This window comes from Bartonella sp. B1098 (assembly GCF_944896145.1).
GTDB lineage: Bacteria > Pseudomonadota > Alphaproteobacteria > Rhizobiales > Rhizobiaceae > Bartonella.
In genome coordinates, this window is record NZ_CALYLP010000004.1 from 56,704 (window position 1) to 72,819 (window position 16,116).

Genomic DNA, 16,116 nt, shown 5'->3' on the forward strand with positions numbered 1-16,116 from the left:
GCTACGAGATTAATTTTCTATAATGATATCATCACAAAATACAAGAAAAATTTATTCATTGTAATGAAAAAAGAGGTGTTTTATTGAGGTGCAAATCTATCTTCTTTCGCAAGAGTTATTCAACCCGTCCATCAATAAAAGACTACCCGCTCATTGAAAAGGAAGCTATCCTGACGCACAAAAGCTTCATAAGCTGTATGTCTAATCCATAGAGAAATCACAACTCTCCAATCAACCCGCTTATCCACCTTTGTTAAACTGCAATCAAATGGATTCTGCTGATGACAAGCAATGATAACATGAAAAAAAGAAAATATCACAATATCAAACTCTTCAATATAATATCATCTTTATGATTTTTACTTAAAAAGTAAGCCCCCCTCATGAACGACAACACACTGCTGCGCATTCACGAATTTCCTTTAAGGCACCATCTCCCCTTCCTACAAACGCACCTCTCCCGCAATCTTATCTCGCGATGCCACGCATAAAGACTTTTAAATGTCCAAGGAGAAAACTCTCTAAGAAAGCTTTCAAGCCTAAAACGCCCCCATCATTTTTATCATGATGAGGATTTCCCAATCACGCAGAAACATGCAAAATATTCCCCATTTAAGCATAGAGCTTGTACTTCAAGCGCTTTTCTTTTCTTGGCTCTTTTGTCCCCTGCTCTTTTATCCATTGTCCTAAAGCTACCAAATGGTTCATCCGCGCACGATGATGAAATGCCTTTTGTGCGAACCACAATATTTTCATGGCGACCAGCCCATGCTTTTAAAGCAGCCGCTTGCAATACGCGTCGATTAAGAAAAGGTCAATTTCCAAGGCAATGCGCCCAAAGCATTGATCGTGAATAAATGGGGCAGACAAATGCGCCATTGCTTCCTGAGCTGATTGCCCGCAAGACAAGAAAAGCAATTCTTAAGAACAGCGGCAGGAACAGTCTGTTTAAGCACACGGACCGTCTTTTCAGCCACCTCTTCAACACCAGCCTTGCGCGCATCTTTTTCATCAATCACCCTATTGGGTTTTAAAATCATCCCCTCTAAAACAACACGGGCTTCAAACAATTTTTTAAACACCGTGGTCAAAACAGCATGTGTCACCTCAAAGCAACAGGCAATGGAATGTTGGCAATACAACCCATCCACCAGCACTGACCATTCAAAAATCAGCACACTCCTATCTCGAAATTATTGAACCCAAAAAGAACTGTATTCTTATATCAAGAAGCATAATGCGCAAAAGCTTGTGCATTTTGATTGCCCTCTTAGCTAGCAAAACGTTTACATCAAGGACAATCACCGCACATCCTTATGGGAATTCAAATCTATGGCAATTCAAGCGCTTACCTTTTTCTGTTCTTTTGTCCCCTGTTCTTTTATCCATTGTCCTAAGGCTGCAAGATGGTTCATCCGCGCACGATGATGAAATGCCTTTTGCGCAATAGCAATATTTTCATCTTTTCCAGCCCATGCTTTTAAAGCAGCCGCTTGCAATGCACGTCGATCAAGAAAAGGTCAATGTCCAAGGCAATGCGCCCAAAGAATTCTTAGCAGACAAATGCACCGTTGCTTCCTGATCAGATTGCCCGCAAGACAAAAAAAGCAATTCTTAAGAACAGCGGCAAAAACAGTCTGTTTAAGCACACGGACCGTCTTTTCAGCCACTTCTTCAACTCCAGCCTTGCGCGCATCCTTATGGGAATTCAAATCTATAGCAATTCAAGCACTTACCTTTTCTTGGCTCTTTGTCCATTGTCCTAAGGCTGCAAGATGGTTCATCCGCGCACGATGACAAAATGCCTTTTGTGCAATAACAATATTTTCATGGCGACCAGCCCATGCTTTTAAAGCAGCCGCTTGCAATGCACGTCCGTAGGAAAAGGTCAATTTCCAAGGCAAAGCGCCCAAAGAATTCATGGCAGACAAATGCGCCGTTGCTTCCTGATCAGATTGCCCTCCAGAGAGAAAAGCAATTCCTGGAACAGCGGCAGGAACAGTCTGTTTAAGCACACGGACCGTCTTTTCAGCCACTTCTTCAACTCCAGCCTTGCGCGCATCTTTTCCATCAATCACCATATTGGGCTTTAAAAGCATCCCCTCTAAAACAACACGAGCTTCAAACAATTCGTTAAAGACAGTGGTCAAAACAGCGCGTGTCACCTCAAAGCAACGCGTAATGGAATGTTGACAAAACGGTCCATCCATCAACACCTCCGGCTCAACAATCGGCACAATATTGAGTTCCTGGCATAAAGCAGCATAACGGGCAAGAGCTTGTGCATTTTGATTAATGGCGCCTCTTGTTGGCAAACTATCGGCATTAATGGCAATCACCGCGCGCCATTTCGCAAAACGCGCGCCTAAAGCATAATAGTCTTTTAACCGTTCACGAAGACCATCCAACCCCTCGGTAATTGTCTCTTGAGGAAAAGCAGCCAAGGGCTTAGCACCGGTATCCACTTTAATTCCTGGCAAAGCGCCGGCATCCCGAATAAGATCCGTCAACATTTGCCCTGTTGATGCTTTTTGTCGAATGGTTTCATCAAATAAAATAACCCCAGAGATAGCGTTTTCCATAGCTTCTTTTGCGCTAAAAAGCATTTCACGATACGCACAGCGGCTATCTTCATTGGATTCAATACCAATGCTTGTAAAACGCTTGCCTATTGTCGCCGTACTTTCATCTGCCGCCAAAATACCTTTACCCGCCTGCACAAGAGAAAGTGCAATATCTTCAAGCCGTTCAGTCATAAAAATTTCCTCTTTATTTTCTCTATTTTGTCTTAAAACTTTCCAAAAGTGTGCCATACGCTTGAACACACTCTACACGAGCGACACACAGTTTAAAAACTGCTTTTCAAATAATCTCTTTAATCCTGCATAAGGGCAAGAATTCCAGGAAGAACCTTCCCTTCCATCCATTCCAAAAAAGCCCCTCCTGCAGTTGAGAGATAAGTAAAATCCTTGGCAACACCCGCATGATTAAGGGCAAAAACCGTATCGCCTCCTCCCGCAATTGAAACCAACTTGCCCGTTAAACTGCGTTCTGCAGCATGGCGTGCAACAGCAATTGTTCCTTTATCAAAGGGAGACATCTCAAAAACACCAAGGGGTCCATTCCACACAAGGGTCGCAGCCTTATCTATGGCGCTCTTGATATGAGCAATAGAGCGCGTCCCAATATCCAATATCATGCCATCTTCAGGGATATCGCCAATATCATAGAGACGATGCGGCGCATTTTTTTCAAAGCGAAATCCAACGATAGCATCCACAGGGAGTAGAAGTTCACAGTGACATTCTTGCGCTTTTTTAATGATTTTTTTGACCGTTTCCATCAATTCGTGTTCACACAGTGACTTCCCCACATGAATACCTTGCGCAGCTAAAAAGCTATTGGCCATCCCACCCCCAATAACCAAGGAGTCGACTTTTTCCACCAAATGATTGAGAACAAAAAGCTTACTGGAAACTTTTGCCCCTCCCACCAGTGCGACTACAGGATGCGTTGGATTTCCAAGCCCTTTTTCTAAGGCTTGCAATTCCCCTTGCAGCGATCGCCCCGCATAAGAAGGCAACAAATGGGTTATTCCCTCCACTGAAGCATGGGCACGATGAGAAACCGAAAAAGCATCATTAACATAAAGATCCCCATTATGGGCCAAAGCTTCTGCAAAAGAACAATCATTCTTTTCCTCACCGGCATAAAAACGAACATTTTCGAGCAGTATAACACCTCCGTTTTGCAATGCCTCCACCGCGACCTGCACCACCGAGCCAATACAGTCAGGAACAAAAGCAACCGGCTGTTTTATGATCTTTTCCAGCACTGGCACAACAGGGCGGAGTGAAAATTCTGACTCGACCTTTCCTTTGGGGCGACCACAATGAGAAAGCAGAATAAGCTTAGCTCCCCGCTTTTGCAGCTCAACGAGTGTTTCTTTATGTCGTTGAAGACGCGTCTCGTCACAAACTTTGCCCTGTGCCATAGGAACATTAAAATCCACGCGCACAAGGACACATTTACCCAAAACATCAACATCATCAAGCGTACGAAACCCCATTACTGCTTCCTCTTCACTTTCCATTGTTTCAAAGAAAAACGCATCGAACAAACCTGCTTAATTTCATTTCCACTAAAACCTCTTCTTTGCTTTTGCACGTTCTATTTTTGCTTTTGCATGAAAAGAACCCACGACACCCCTTCTCTCAACTCTCTGTCTGAAAATCCAAAGCGCCCATCGTCAAGTTTACAAAAGCCCCTCATTGCTCTTAAGCTTCTACATTCCATTGTTGCAAACAAATGCATTGGTTCCATTTTACTTTCACTAAAACGCTTTTTACTTTTATATAAAAGAGTTTACTTTTTTCGTTTTCTGACCTTTTCTCGAACATCATCTCGTGTCAGATGTTACTGTTTCATACAGCTTTTAAAAGCACATATCGCCTCGTATCAAAAAACGCCATCAATCTTTCAACAGCATCTTCTCTCTAGCACATAAAAACAAGAACCTCTCTCGACTTTCCCAAAAGAATGCGCCTTAATTTGCACAAAAACGAAGCTTTTCCTTAATAAAACTTTCTCCTATAAAAAGAGGCCCCTAAGGTCCTTCTTATGGTGTCTATATTGTCTTGGCAAAAGCCACAGCCGTATCACTCATACGGTTAGAAAAGCCCCATTCATTGTCATACCAGACGAGAACACGACAGAGCTTACCATCAATCACTTTGGTTTGATCATTGTGAAAAATCGCTGAATGCGGATTATGATTAAAATCACAACTCACAAGCTTTTCTTCTGTCGTATCCAAAATTCCTTTGAGAGGACCTCGTGCAGCTGTCGCAATAGCCGTATTAATTTCTTCAATTGTTGTGGAACGCTTAGCATTAAATGTCAAATCAACCACAGAAACATTAGGGGTTGGAACACGAATGGACACCCCATCAAGCAATCCCTTTAGTTCTGGCAGGACCAATCCCACAGCTTTTGCCGCTCCTGTTGAGGTAGGAATCATCGAAAGAGCAGCCGCACGCGCACGATAAAGATCACGATGCATGGTATCCAACACAGGTTGATCTCCCGTATAAGAATGGATTGTTGTCATAAAGCCCTTTTCAATGCCCACCGTGTTATGCAAAACTTGTGCAACAGGCGCCAAACAATTGGTTGTACAAGAAGCATTTGAAACAATGCGATGCTCACTGCTTAAAGACTGATGATTAACCCCATAGACGACCGTAAGATCTGCACCCTCTGAGGGAGCGGAAACCAGAACACGCTTTGCCCCCGCATCTAAATGCGCCTTTGCTTTATCACGCGCAGTAAAAATACCCGTACATTCCAATGCGATATCGATATCCAAATCTTTCCAAGGCAATTGTGCAGGATCACGCTCTGCACAGACCTTTATTAAACCAGCCCCCACATCAATGGCATCTCCCACCACCTTAACATCCCCAGGAAAACGCCCATGAACTGAATCATAGCGCAACAAATGGGCATTTGTTTCCACCGATCCCAAATCATTAATTGCGACCACTTCAATATCTTTTCGTCCACTTTCCATAAGTGCCCGTAAAATATTGCGTCCAATACGACCAAACCCATTAATTGCAACACGAACTGTCATTTCACATGTTTCCTTATTTAATTTTTTAAAGCATAACATTTAAAACACAACAAATGGGCATTTTCTAATCCCAAACTATGAATTCCCAAGACGTCAATATCTCGATCAATCAATCACTTATCCACAACTCCACACAGAGTATGATACCTTACACCCCCCCACGCATGACAACACACGCTGTCATTTTGTCTTTTTCTTTTCGATCTTTTCCAGCTCTCTTTCAACAGTCGCAACGACATTTTCAAAAGTAAGACCAAAATGTGCATAGAGGTCATCAATTGTTCCACTTGCCCCAAAGCCCTCCATACCAATAAACACCCCATCACAGCCAATAAAACGGTCCCATCCTTGAGCAACAGCAGCTTCAATCGCGATTTTAATCGGCGCATCGCCAATGAGAGCCCGTTGATAAGAACAAGACTGTTGAGAAAAGAGTTCAAAACAAGGCACAGAAACCACACGGGTTGGGATACCTTTTTCTTCTAAGGCTTCACGTGCCTTGACCGCAATTTGCAATTCTGAACCAGAAGCAAACAATGTCACTTTCGCCTCATCACTGGCTGTTAACAATTCATAAGCCCCAAGCGTACACAGATTTTCTTCTTCATACTCTTGACGCAACAGTGGTAGATTTTGTCGGCTCAAAGCCAAGGTAGAAGGCGTCCCGCGTGCTTTCAAAGCCAATTGCCAACACTCAACTGTCTCCATAGCATCAGCAGGGCGGAACACCAGATGATTAGGCATGGCGCGCAGGCAAGCCAAATGTTCCACGGGTTGATGAGTCGGGCCATCTTCCCCAAGCCCAATAGAATCATGGGTCATGACATAAACCACCCGCAACCCCATAAGAGAAGACAAACGCATGGCAGGACGCATATAGTCAGAAAAGCATAAAAATGTTCCCCCATAAGGAATAAAGCCTCCATGGAGAGCAAGCCCATTCATGATAGCGCCCATGGCATGTTCACGAATGCCATAATGGAGATAGCGCCCTGCAAAATCATCTGCCGTGATACTTTTCATCTGACTGCTTTTTGTATTATTAGAGCCGGTCAAATCAGCAGAACCACCAATGGTCTCATGAACGACCTCATTGATCACTTCCAAAGCTATTTCCGAAGCTTTACGCGTAGCAACAACAGGAGATTCTTCAACAAGTTTCTGTTTATAAGCATCCACAGCGCCATCAAATCCCCCCACGAGATCACCACGCATCAACCTTTCAAATTCCACCCGCTCTGAGACAGGAAAAGCGGCCAATTTTTCTTCCCACTTTTGTCGCTTTTTAGCAGCATTAAGCCCTGCCAAGCGCCAATTATCGAGAATATCGGCTGGAATAACGAAAGGCTCTGCCTCCCACCCTAAGGCGATACGGGTCTCAGCAATTTCTCGCACACCTAAAGGGGCTCCATGGACTTTATTGCTTCCCGCTTTATTGGGCGCTCCAAAACCTATCGTTGTTTTACAGGCAATCAATGTTGGTTTATCACAATTTCGTGCTGCTTCAATGGCTTGTGCAATGGCGGCTTGATCATGCCCATTCACTTTGAGTGTATTCCAACCGGATGCTTGAAAACGGGCGATCTGATCTGTACTATCCGCAAGGGAAATTTCTCCATCGATAGAAATATTATTATCATCCCACAATACGATAAGCTTATTAAGTTTCAAATGCCCAGCCAAGGAGAGTGCTTCTTGCGAAATGCCTTCCATCAGGCATCCATCACCCACCAACGCGTAAGTATAATGGTTGATAAGATCACCAAAACGGGCATTTAGCAAACGTTCTGCAAGAGCCATTCCCACGGCATTCGCCAACCCTTGTCCGAGAGGTCCAGTGGTTGTTTCAATTCCTGCTGCATGCCCATATTCTGGATGCCCCGCAAGCTTTGCCCCTAATTGGCGAAAACTTTTGAGATCCTCAATAGAGATATCTTCATAACCAGAAAGATACAGCAGAGCATAAAGCAACATAGATCCATGCCCTGCTGATAAGACAAAACGATCACGGTTAGGCCAACGAGGATTTTTGGGATCATGAGCAAGGAATTGTGTATAAAGAACCGTCGCAATATCAGCGGCTCCCATTGGCAAGCCGGGATGACCAGAATTGGCTTTTTCAATCGCATCAATAGCAAGAAAACGGATAGCATTGGCCATCTGATTCTGTTGGTGGGTGTTTGTCATGAATGATCGACCATTTCGTTAATTACGTTATACTGTTGCTTTTTCCGTATTCTCTTAAAGTTCCTTAAGAAATACTCTTTTTTAACCATCAGCGTGAGACTTTTTGTCATCACTTCCATAACATTAGTAACACATTCCCCTCACGCATCCTGTATATCCATGTCATTTATGCCAATACGCGCAAAAAATCCAGCTTTTAATTTATATCTCACCCCTGCTTTGCTTGCTAAAATATCCTACATACTTAAAAGTAAAAGAGACACAATATGAGAATGTAAGTGATTCGTTTTTGCATAACGCATTGATAAAGGATACAATTACCCAAAGGACAAAAGCAATGAACCAAGAGACTACGGTTCTGCAAGATGCTCTAGAGCACCTAGAAAAAGCACTTAGAACCTTAGAGATCACCATAATAAATCGCAACGCCGTTATTGATAAAAATAACGAATGGGAAGAAGAAATTCAACGAATGAATGCTGACCGCAGCCATCTTGCCCAAGCGCTTGACAAAGCTGAAGCTCAAATTGAACGCTTAGAATCTGTTAACAAAGAAGTTTCCAAACGTCTTATTAAAGCAATGGAAACAATTCGTGTCGTCATTGATAGATAAAGGTTTGGATAAATAAAGGTTTGAATGTATGGAAACAGTTTCCGTTACCATTGATGGTAAGAATTATCGTATGGCTTGTAATAAAGGACAAGAAAGTCATCTTATTGCGCTTGCAGCACAATTGGATCAATATATTTCCCATTTAAAGAAAAATTTTGGAGAAATTGGCGACCATCGTTTATCGGTCATGGCGGGCATCATGATTATCGATGAAATGGAAGAAATAAAACGAGAAAATAAAAAATTACAAGAAAGCTACGATGCTCTTTTACGACTCCACAATGAAAAGGAGCGCGCCATGGGAAGAATTATGCGTGACACTACACAACGCATTGAAAAACTCACCAACCAATTGCTCAAAGATGATCAAAACAGCAAAAACATTCAAGAACAAGAACAGGAAGACTTTTAAACACTCATCATCGCGCACTCAGCAAGCAGATTTAACTTACCTTCCGCGCCTCAAAAGGCACAAAACTCTAAAAAACGCATACACATAAACAGTTCGATTTCTTATCAAGAGGATTCCAATAACTGATCACGCATAGCTCTCATGGTATTGACTTCAATTCTCCTCAAAAAAACTCTCTTGAATATTTCATTGACACACAAACACTTCATACTTCAAAGAATCCGCCTTATACCACTAGGCTTCCAATGAAATATCTTGCACAACAAACGACCAAAACCAACCCCATTTAAAAAAATCATAATGCATAAAGCCAACTGCTTTTACATAAAAACGATGCATGCAAAGCCTATTTTTTAAAACACATTCACCCATCACTTTATTCTCATACCTGACCTTCATGATTTTTGGGAACACATAATTTTATTCAATTCTATTTGCAAAAGTCTCACCCATTCACAAAAGCTTAAAGTGAGAAAAATTTTAAAGCTCTCATTCAAACAGCAAAAGAATGAATTTTCATGATCAATGAATCTCTCGCTTGTAAGAGATCAATAAAGCGATCTGAAACATATCTAAAAAGATGATAGAAAAAAAATTTTTCACCATAGGCAATCATCTTCAAAACGAACAGTAAAATTACAACATCACCGCACCCCACCCCAAAACTTAATACCCAAACCCCATACGACCATACTGTTTCCATGATGGGCGATCAAAGCAATAATGAGGGGCTATTGGGACGCTCACGAGAAGCGCGAACCTCCGTTGTTCCTGAAGCCTGTTTAAAGGCGCGTAAAAAACACTATGTTTAAACGGATCAAATCCCCTTCATTCCATCTTGAGAGACAGAAGCAATACGCAACAGGTTTGTTGCGCCAGGCGTTCCAAGGGGAACACCGGCTGTCACAAGGAAGCGATCTCCCCCTTGGCAAAAACCTTCCTGAAAGGCAATGGTAGCTGCACGATCAACCATATCCTCTAAATTCTTTGCATCCTCGCTCACCACACAATGAAGCCCCCAAACGAGTGCCAAACGCCGTGCTGTTTCCACAATGGGCGATAAAGCAATAATCGGTCTATTAGGACGCTCACGAGAAGCGCGCACCCCTGTTGTTCCTGAAGCCGTATAGGCAACGATCGCGGAGAGTGAAAGTGTTTCAGCAATCTGACGCGCTGCAAGAGAAATCGCATCCGTCCCGGTTGATTCTGGTGTTGGATGTTGTGCTCCAACCTGAGCAGCATAAGTATGATCTTGTTCAATTTGCCGCGCGATTTTGTCCATCATAAGCACCGCTTCTTCCGGATAACGACCAGAAGCAGATTCAGCCGACAACATCACCGCATCTGTTCCGGCATAAACCGCTGTAGCAACATCCGACACTTCTGCACGTGTTGGCACAGGAGATGTGATCATTGATTCGAGCATTTGTGTTGCCACCACCACCGGTTTTCCGGCTAAACGGCAAGCTTTGATCAACTCCATCTGAAGTGTAGGAACTCTTTCCAGAGGCATTTCCACCCCGAGATCTCCGCGCGCAATCATAATACCATCAGAGACTTCAATAATCTTTTCTATATGTTCCAAGGCTTGAGGCTTTTCGATTTTAGCCATCAAAGACACCTTGTTTTTTGTTAACCTGCGCACCGCTATAATATCTTCTGGACGCTGAATAAAAGAAAGGGCAACCCAATCCACAGGCTGCTGTAACAGCGCCTGAAGATCAGCCTTATCTTTTGAGGTCATCGAATCAAAAGGCAAAATTGTATCCGGAAAACTCACACCTTTTCGATCAGAAATACGGATTCCAGCAACCACGCGACACTGAACAAAATGATCATCACACACTTCAGCGCGCAGTTCCAACTTTCCATCATCAATTAACAAGCGATCTCCTGGTTTAAGTGCTGGAAAGACATCCTCATGAGGGAAAAAAACACGCTGCGCATCGCCAGCCACATCGCGATGATCTAATGTAAAGCTCTGCCCGACACGCAAATCTTCTTGACCTTTGTCAAAACAACCAATACGCAGTTTTGGTCCCTGAAGATCTACTAAAATACCAATGGGTCGACGAACCGTTTTTTCAACCTTTCGTATTGACTTGACCAAAGCGCCCAGTGTGTCACGATCCGTATGACTCATATTAAGGCGAAAAACATCTGCACCTGCCCTAAAAAGCTTCTCAATCATTACACGAGAAAAAGAAGAAGGGCCAAGAGTCGCAATAATTTTTACTTTACGGGCCCGTTTCACGGTAGAGAATTTCCTGAAAGAGAAGAGGAAACTGAATTGTTGGACAAAGAATCATCCGTCAACTGTACCATCCAACTGGTTTGATTACCGGTATCGATTTCCTTAAACTCAGCCTTTTGATATCCTCGAGGGAAACAATCATGAACCCCTTGAATAGTAAATTGGCTATCTTGCACACACATGGTGACAGAGCCTGCCCAGTTTCCTTTTTTTTGTGCTCCTTCTGCATAAAAATAATAAAACCGCGAAGCAAGAGGTCCTTCGATTAAAGTTTTACATTCTGTCACGGGAACCACCCACCAGCCTTCGCTCACCCACCCTGAAAACGTACGATATCCAAGAGCAACCCCTACAGACTGTTGGGTTGTATTACACACCCTAAAGTCAGCCTTTGCACAAACAACAAGGGGAAATAAGAGCAAAATGCTCAAGAGAAAAACCTTTAATCTTTTCTGAAATGCCCAATATTGTTTTTTCAAAATCACAAAACTTCCTCTATAATGTCAATTCTCAAAACAAATCATACATCTTTTTTTTCAATTGTTTTTTCAAAAGCCTTTCAAATCTAAAACACATATTTTTATATTTTTCTTTTTATAGCCCTTTTATCAATACATATATCTTAAAAACTTTACAAAATATTTAAAGTCAATTTGTAAAAAAAACTGTGGTACTTGATTGATTTTTTATTTTTCAAGCTTTTCCAACATAAATTGGTCATCGAAAAAATAACGTACAACATATAACCTGGAGAAAATACAATGAATGATACAGTAACCGATCAAACACACGCTATATCCGTCAACCAATTACGCTCTTTTATCGAACGGATTGAACGACTAGAAGAAGAAAAAAAAACCATTTCCGATGATATTAAAGACGTCTACACGGAACTTAAAGGCTCTGGGTTTGATAGCAAAGCTGTTCGAAGCATTATACGGTTGCGTAAAAAAGAAGAGCACGAACGAATGGAAGAAGAAGCCATCATTGAACTTTATAAAAATGCGCTTGGGATGAATTAACAACATTGATAACATTGTAATTTTTCTTAAGAAAATGGAAAAAAAACGCGTGAATGCACAAAAATTCTGCCCACCGTAAGCAGTTTGTATCAAATATGAAAAGTTCATATAACTTGTGACAAGACGACTTCACAAGATGCATAAGATTTTAACAGCCCTCACATTTGAAAGGATTCATGCAAGGTGAAAGGATTCATGAAAAGCGCATTTTTACGTCTTATTCTTCAATTATTTTCATCCACAGGAGCGTTTGTATCCATAGAGAGGGTATTTTATCTATACGGATCTCCCTTGTAAGCCAACCCCACTCATACATGCCAGCAAAGCGTTTTTGAGTCCTTCAACCTAAAAACAGGTGTGAAATGAAGAAAGTCTTACGAGATTGAAGACTCTTATTTAAATTGAAAAACAATGAATAATGATGATCAATCAATTCATTATCTAGAATAAAAAACATTTAAAGAGGTCAGCAGCAGAAATTCGCTAAACAAAGGTCTGAATTGTTTACAGAAGAGAGATGGTTAAGGATCTTCATCTTATTAAGATCGTGAAAAATTCGGCATATTTAGACATCTGATAAAAAGCCCCTAGCTTTATTAAAATCTTTTATTCAAATCTATTGACGGGCTCATAACGCTCATTGATTCGAGAAATTAGAATATGATCTCTCCATTTTCCAGAAATCATCAAATAATCTTTGGCATAGCCTTCTTTTTCAAAATGAAGGCGCTTTAATAAAAGTTCGCTTTTTATGTTCTCAGGTCTATAATTTGCCATCACTCTATGCAGGTGATAGACTTGAAAGATATGGCGTATAAGAGCCGATAAACTCTCAAACACAAGACCTTTGCCTTGTTGTTTCTCATCAAGAGAAAAACCAAGATGACAGGCTTGAAAAACACCACGAACCACATTTGTGAAGTTTACAAACCGATGATTTTGTTTTCATTTTTGAGTCGTACGGCATATCGATAGGCTTGCCCTTGTGCGCTTTCATAAGCAAATGCATTGGCGCGTGCTTGCCAAGCTGTTAGAGTGTGGTAATCATCAGTTCTCAACGGTTCAAAAGGATGCAGATGATTCGCATTCCGCAAGTAATAAGCAGACAGTTCAGCAGCATCTTCTACACCAAGTCAATGTGGAAATTGTTCGCTTTGTTTTAATTGCCATCATTTTCTCCTCCTAGAAATGTTACAATCACACGTTGATTTGTCGTGACATATCATCATTTTTAAACTTAAACCGTAACATCGTATACCTTACGCTTTTCGCATCACAACGCTTCTCACATGAGAATCAATGAGGCTCATTTGCTTGTTTCTTCATAAGCGAGGGTGCTTGGTTAGAATATAAGGTAAAGACAAGAAAATGCTTTTTATCAATGCGCTCAAGTGCCACGGGTGATAGCAACATTGGGAACTGGCAAAATGTGTGAGGGTGCTGCCCTACTTGCATACAGGACATTTTGAAAAACGCACCGTACCAATAATTTTTTCTTTATCAAGAATTGTGCAAAAAAGCCAAACATAAACAGTAAAGCTTGCTTCAAAGCCCCATTAACCAGCCCTATGACTTTGAACCGCAGTCAAAAGTATGTTTCTACAATCTGCTCTTTATGAACTCATAAGGCACTGTGGTCGTTTTTTAATACACTCAAGCGCTTCTACATAAAGTGATGAGACAATAGGAATCTCTTAAAATGCTGAGAAATGATGAGACATTAATGTGAACACGCTTCTATTTCTTCGCGTAAAATTTCAAGTTCTAGCCATTCTTCTTGCTTTTGCGTGCAAATCATTTTCTTTTTCTCCAACGCTGTTGATAAATGTTCAAAACGTTCTTTATCACTGCGATAAAGAGTTGGGTCAGAGAGCTCTTGTTCAATTTTTTTTATTTCATTTTGCAAAACAGCGATTTCTTCAGGCAATTTTTCCAATGCATAAACCTGCTTATAGGACAATTTTTTTCGTGTTTTTTTCTCTCCCGGGCTATCCAAGCTAGGATCTTTTGATGAAGCACTTTTTCCGCCCTCTCCTGCGCAAGATTTTGCAGATGCTTTACGGTTCGATAGTTCTATTTCTTTGCGTTGTAAACGGAGAGCCTGCTTATTTTGCGCCATCATATCACTATAGCCGCCTGCATACAAAACCCAATGACCATCGCCTTCCGGTGCCAACATATGCGTTACCGTACGATCTAAAAAATCTCTGTCATGGCTAACCAACAACACAGTTCCTGCAAAATCAGCAATAAATTCTTGCAACAAATCCAAAGTTTCCATATCCAAATCATTGGTTGGTTCATCAAGAATTAAAAAGTTTGCCGGACGCGAAAGAAGGCGCGCAAGCATAAGACGTGCTCTTTCTCCCCCAGAAAATTCTTTAAGGGGAGTGCGCGCTTGTTCCGGCAAAAATAAAAAGTCTTTCATATAAGAAACCACATGCCGTTCTTGTCCATTGATCACGAGAGTATCGCCCCTTCCCCCCGTTAAATAATGCGCCAAAGTTTCTTCTTCATTGAGAATACGTTGCTGATTAAGCAATGCCATGGAGAGGTTATAGCCATGCCTCACCGTCCCACTATCCACGGCTTCTTGCCCAATCAATGTGGAAAGGAGTGTTGTCTTTCCGATGCCATTAGGTCCTACCAAGCCAATTCGATCCCCCCGCTGAATGCGTAAAGAGAAATCTTTCACGATAACGCGATCCCCATAGGATTTTGAAATTTTTTTTGCTTCGAGCACCAATTGACCAGAATCATGACTTTTAGCAGCGCTCAACAGTGCACTTCCAGGCTGCCCCTGATAAGTTTGATGACGCTGTCTTAAGTTTTTTAATTCACTCAAGCGTCGTACATTACGCTTACGGCGTGCTGTTACCCCATAACGCAACCATTGCTCTTCACGGACAATTTGGCGCCCCAATTTGTGCTGCTCGAGTGCTTCTTCTTCCAGCGCTTTATCGCGCCAACTCTCAAATTCTGAAAAACGCTTTTCCAGTCTTTTTGTTGTCCCACGATCAAGCCATACTGTTGAACGCGTAACATTTTCCAAAAATCGTCGATCATGGGAAATCACCACAATCGCTGAACGCAAAGAAGACAAAACCCCTTCCAACCATTCAATGGTGGGTAAATCAAGATGATTAGTTGGTTCATCTAAGAACAAAATATCGGGTTTTGCTGCAATGGCCCGTAACAATGAAACACGCCTCTTTTCCCCCCCCGAAAGCGTTTCTAATTTTTCCGCACCGGAAAACCCTAAATTTGTGCGAAGCATATTGATCCACTGAACATCAGATGTCTGATCCAATCCTGCTTCCATATAAGCTTTAATATCGGCAAAACCTGAACAATCCGGATTTTGAGCGACATAACGAAGTGTTACGCGAGGGTGGCGAAAAATTTCGCCACCATGAGGCTCTAATATTCCTGCGGCAATCTTTAACAGGGTCGATTTTCCACAACCATTACGGCCTACCAACGCAATACGCGCTCCCTGCTCAACCGATAAACAGGCTTGGTTGAGCAAAGGCGTTATCCCAAAGGCTAGGAAAATGCGGTCAAGCCGCAGCAATGGCACCGCCATTAACGAACGCGGCGCGGACAAGGTGCTTGATACATCACCCCTTTTGCATCACGATAAGTACATAATTGACGTACTGGGACACTTTGTGCACAAGGTGCTTGGTAAACATGTCCTCTGCGAGAGCGATATGTGCACAATTGTGAAGCCTGTCTTTGTTGTCTTCTTTGATTTACAGCCTCACCGGTTACTGTTCCAGCCAACGCACCAAATGCCGCACCAGTAAGCGCTGCTCCAGGCGTACTTCCAGCAATGGCCGTTCCAGCCAAGGCACCGATTGCCGCTCCCCCTACACCGTAACGCGCAACGCGTTCATCAGTTGTCGTACAAGCCACCGAACTGAAACCAATCGCAGAAACGACAGCCACTTTTAAAATTGATTTTAACATAGCAAAACCTTTCCTTCTCAA

12 protein-coding genes and 3 pseudogenes are annotated in these 16,116 nt (G+C 42.2%); 3 read left to right on the plus strand and 12 right to left on the minus strand.

Annotated elements, in window-relative coordinates; genetic code table 11:
* Positions 1–612 precede the first annotated feature (612 nt).
* The 6 genes and pseudogenes from NNJ85_RS07770 to tkt all read right to left on the minus strand — a co-directional run.
* Positions 613–1,178 (minus strand): annotated as a pseudogene (locus tag NNJ85_RS07770) (class I fructose-bisphosphate aldolase); the annotation flags it as partial.
* A gap of 162 nt (positions 1,179–1,340) precedes the next feature.
* Positions 1,341–1,700 (minus strand): annotated as a pseudogene (locus tag NNJ85_RS07775) (class I fructose-bisphosphate aldolase); the annotation flags it as partial.
* A 24-nt stretch (positions 1,701–1,724) separates the two neighbouring features.
* Positions 1,725–2,756 (minus strand): class I fructose-bisphosphate aldolase, encoded by a 1,032-nt coding sequence (locus NNJ85_RS07780; protein ID WP_254474995.1) that lies wholly within the window; start codon positions 2,754–2,756, stop codon positions 1,725–1,727.
* Positions 2,757–2,875: 119 nt separating this feature from the next.
* Positions 2,876–4,069, minus strand: coding sequence for a phosphoglycerate kinase (pgk, locus tag NNJ85_RS07785; RefSeq protein ID WP_254474997.1), 1,194 nt, complete (start codon positions 4,067–4,069; stop codon positions 2,876–2,878).
* 558 nt (positions 4,070–4,627) lie between these two features.
* Positions 4,628–5,635 (minus strand): type I glyceraldehyde-3-phosphate dehydrogenase, encoded by a 1,008-nt coding sequence (gene gap / locus NNJ85_RS07790; protein WP_254474999.1) that lies wholly within the window; start codon positions 5,633–5,635, stop codon positions 4,628–4,630.
* Positions 5,636–5,815: 180 nt separating this feature from the next.
* A complete protein-coding gene (gene tkt / locus NNJ85_RS07795) occupies positions 5,816–7,822 on the minus strand; it encodes a transketolase (protein WP_254475001.1) in 2,007 nt (668 codons plus the stop codon).
* Positions 7,823–8,159: 337 nt separating this feature from the next.
* On the opposite strand from tkt, the gene NNJ85_RS07800 reads away from it, so the two are divergent.
* Positions 8,160–8,435 (plus strand): DUF4164 domain-containing protein, encoded by a 276-nt coding sequence (locus NNJ85_RS07800; protein WP_005774573.1) that lies wholly within the window; start codon positions 8,160–8,162, stop codon positions 8,433–8,435.
* Positions 8,436–8,463: 28 nt separating this feature from the next.
* Positions 8,464–8,847 carry a cell division protein ZapA gene (locus NNJ85_RS07805; RefSeq protein ID WP_254475003.1) on the plus strand — a complete coding sequence of 128 codons (384 nt, stop codon included), beginning with the start codon at positions 8,464–8,466 and terminating at the stop codon, positions 8,845–8,847.
* Positions 8,848–9,081: 234 nt separating this feature from the next.
* Here NNJ85_RS07805 and NNJ85_RS07810 read toward each other — a convergent pair whose 3' ends face one another.
* From NNJ85_RS07810 to NNJ85_RS07820, 3 genes are all read right to left on the minus strand, one after another.
* The gene (locus NNJ85_RS07810; protein ID WP_254475005.1) at positions 9,082–9,219 is read right to left on the minus strand and encodes a hypothetical protein; all 138 of its coding nucleotides are present in this window, start codon (positions 9,217–9,219) and stop codon (positions 9,082–9,084) included.
* Between the two features lie 445 nt (positions 9,220–9,664).
* Positions 9,665–11,101, minus strand: a complete 1,437-nt coding sequence (pyk, locus tag NNJ85_RS07815) for a pyruvate kinase (RefSeq protein WP_254475007.1) — start codon at positions 11,099–11,101, stop codon at positions 9,665–9,667.
* Positions 11,098–11,586: a DUF1036 domain-containing protein gene (locus NNJ85_RS07820; protein ID WP_254475009.1), complete on the minus strand. Its 489-nt coding sequence runs from the start codon at positions 11,584–11,586 to the stop codon at positions 11,098–11,100. The genes pyk and NNJ85_RS07820 overlap by 4 nt, the downstream gene beginning before the upstream one ends.
* Before the next feature lie 276 nt (positions 11,587–11,862).
* Between NNJ85_RS07820 and NNJ85_RS07825 the strand changes: the two genes are divergently transcribed.
* Positions 11,863–12,123, plus strand: a complete 261-nt coding sequence (locus tag NNJ85_RS07825) for a DUF2312 domain-containing protein (RefSeq protein WP_005774567.1) — start codon at positions 11,863–11,865, stop codon at positions 12,121–12,123.
* Positions 12,124–12,729: 606 nt separating this feature from the next.
* Here the strand turns inward: NNJ85_RS07825 and rimJ are convergent.
* From rimJ to NNJ85_RS07840, 3 genes and pseudogenes are all read right to left on the minus strand, one after another.
* Positions 12,730–13,293: pseudogene (gene rimJ, locus NNJ85_RS07830) on the minus strand (ribosomal protein S5-alanine N-acetyltransferase).
* Positions 13,294–13,843: 550 nt separating this feature from the next.
* Positions 13,844–15,709, minus strand: a complete 1,866-nt coding sequence (locus NNJ85_RS07835) for an ABC-F family ATP-binding cassette domain-containing protein (RefSeq protein ID WP_254475180.1) — start codon at positions 15,707–15,709, stop codon at positions 13,844–13,846.
* Entirely contained in the window at positions 15,709–16,095 is a 387-nt protein-coding gene (locus tag NNJ85_RS07840; RefSeq protein WP_254475018.1) for a glycine zipper domain-containing protein, read from the minus strand. The genes NNJ85_RS07835 and NNJ85_RS07840 overlap by 1 nt, the downstream gene beginning before the upstream one ends.
* Positions 16,096–16,116 lie beyond the last annotated feature (21 nt).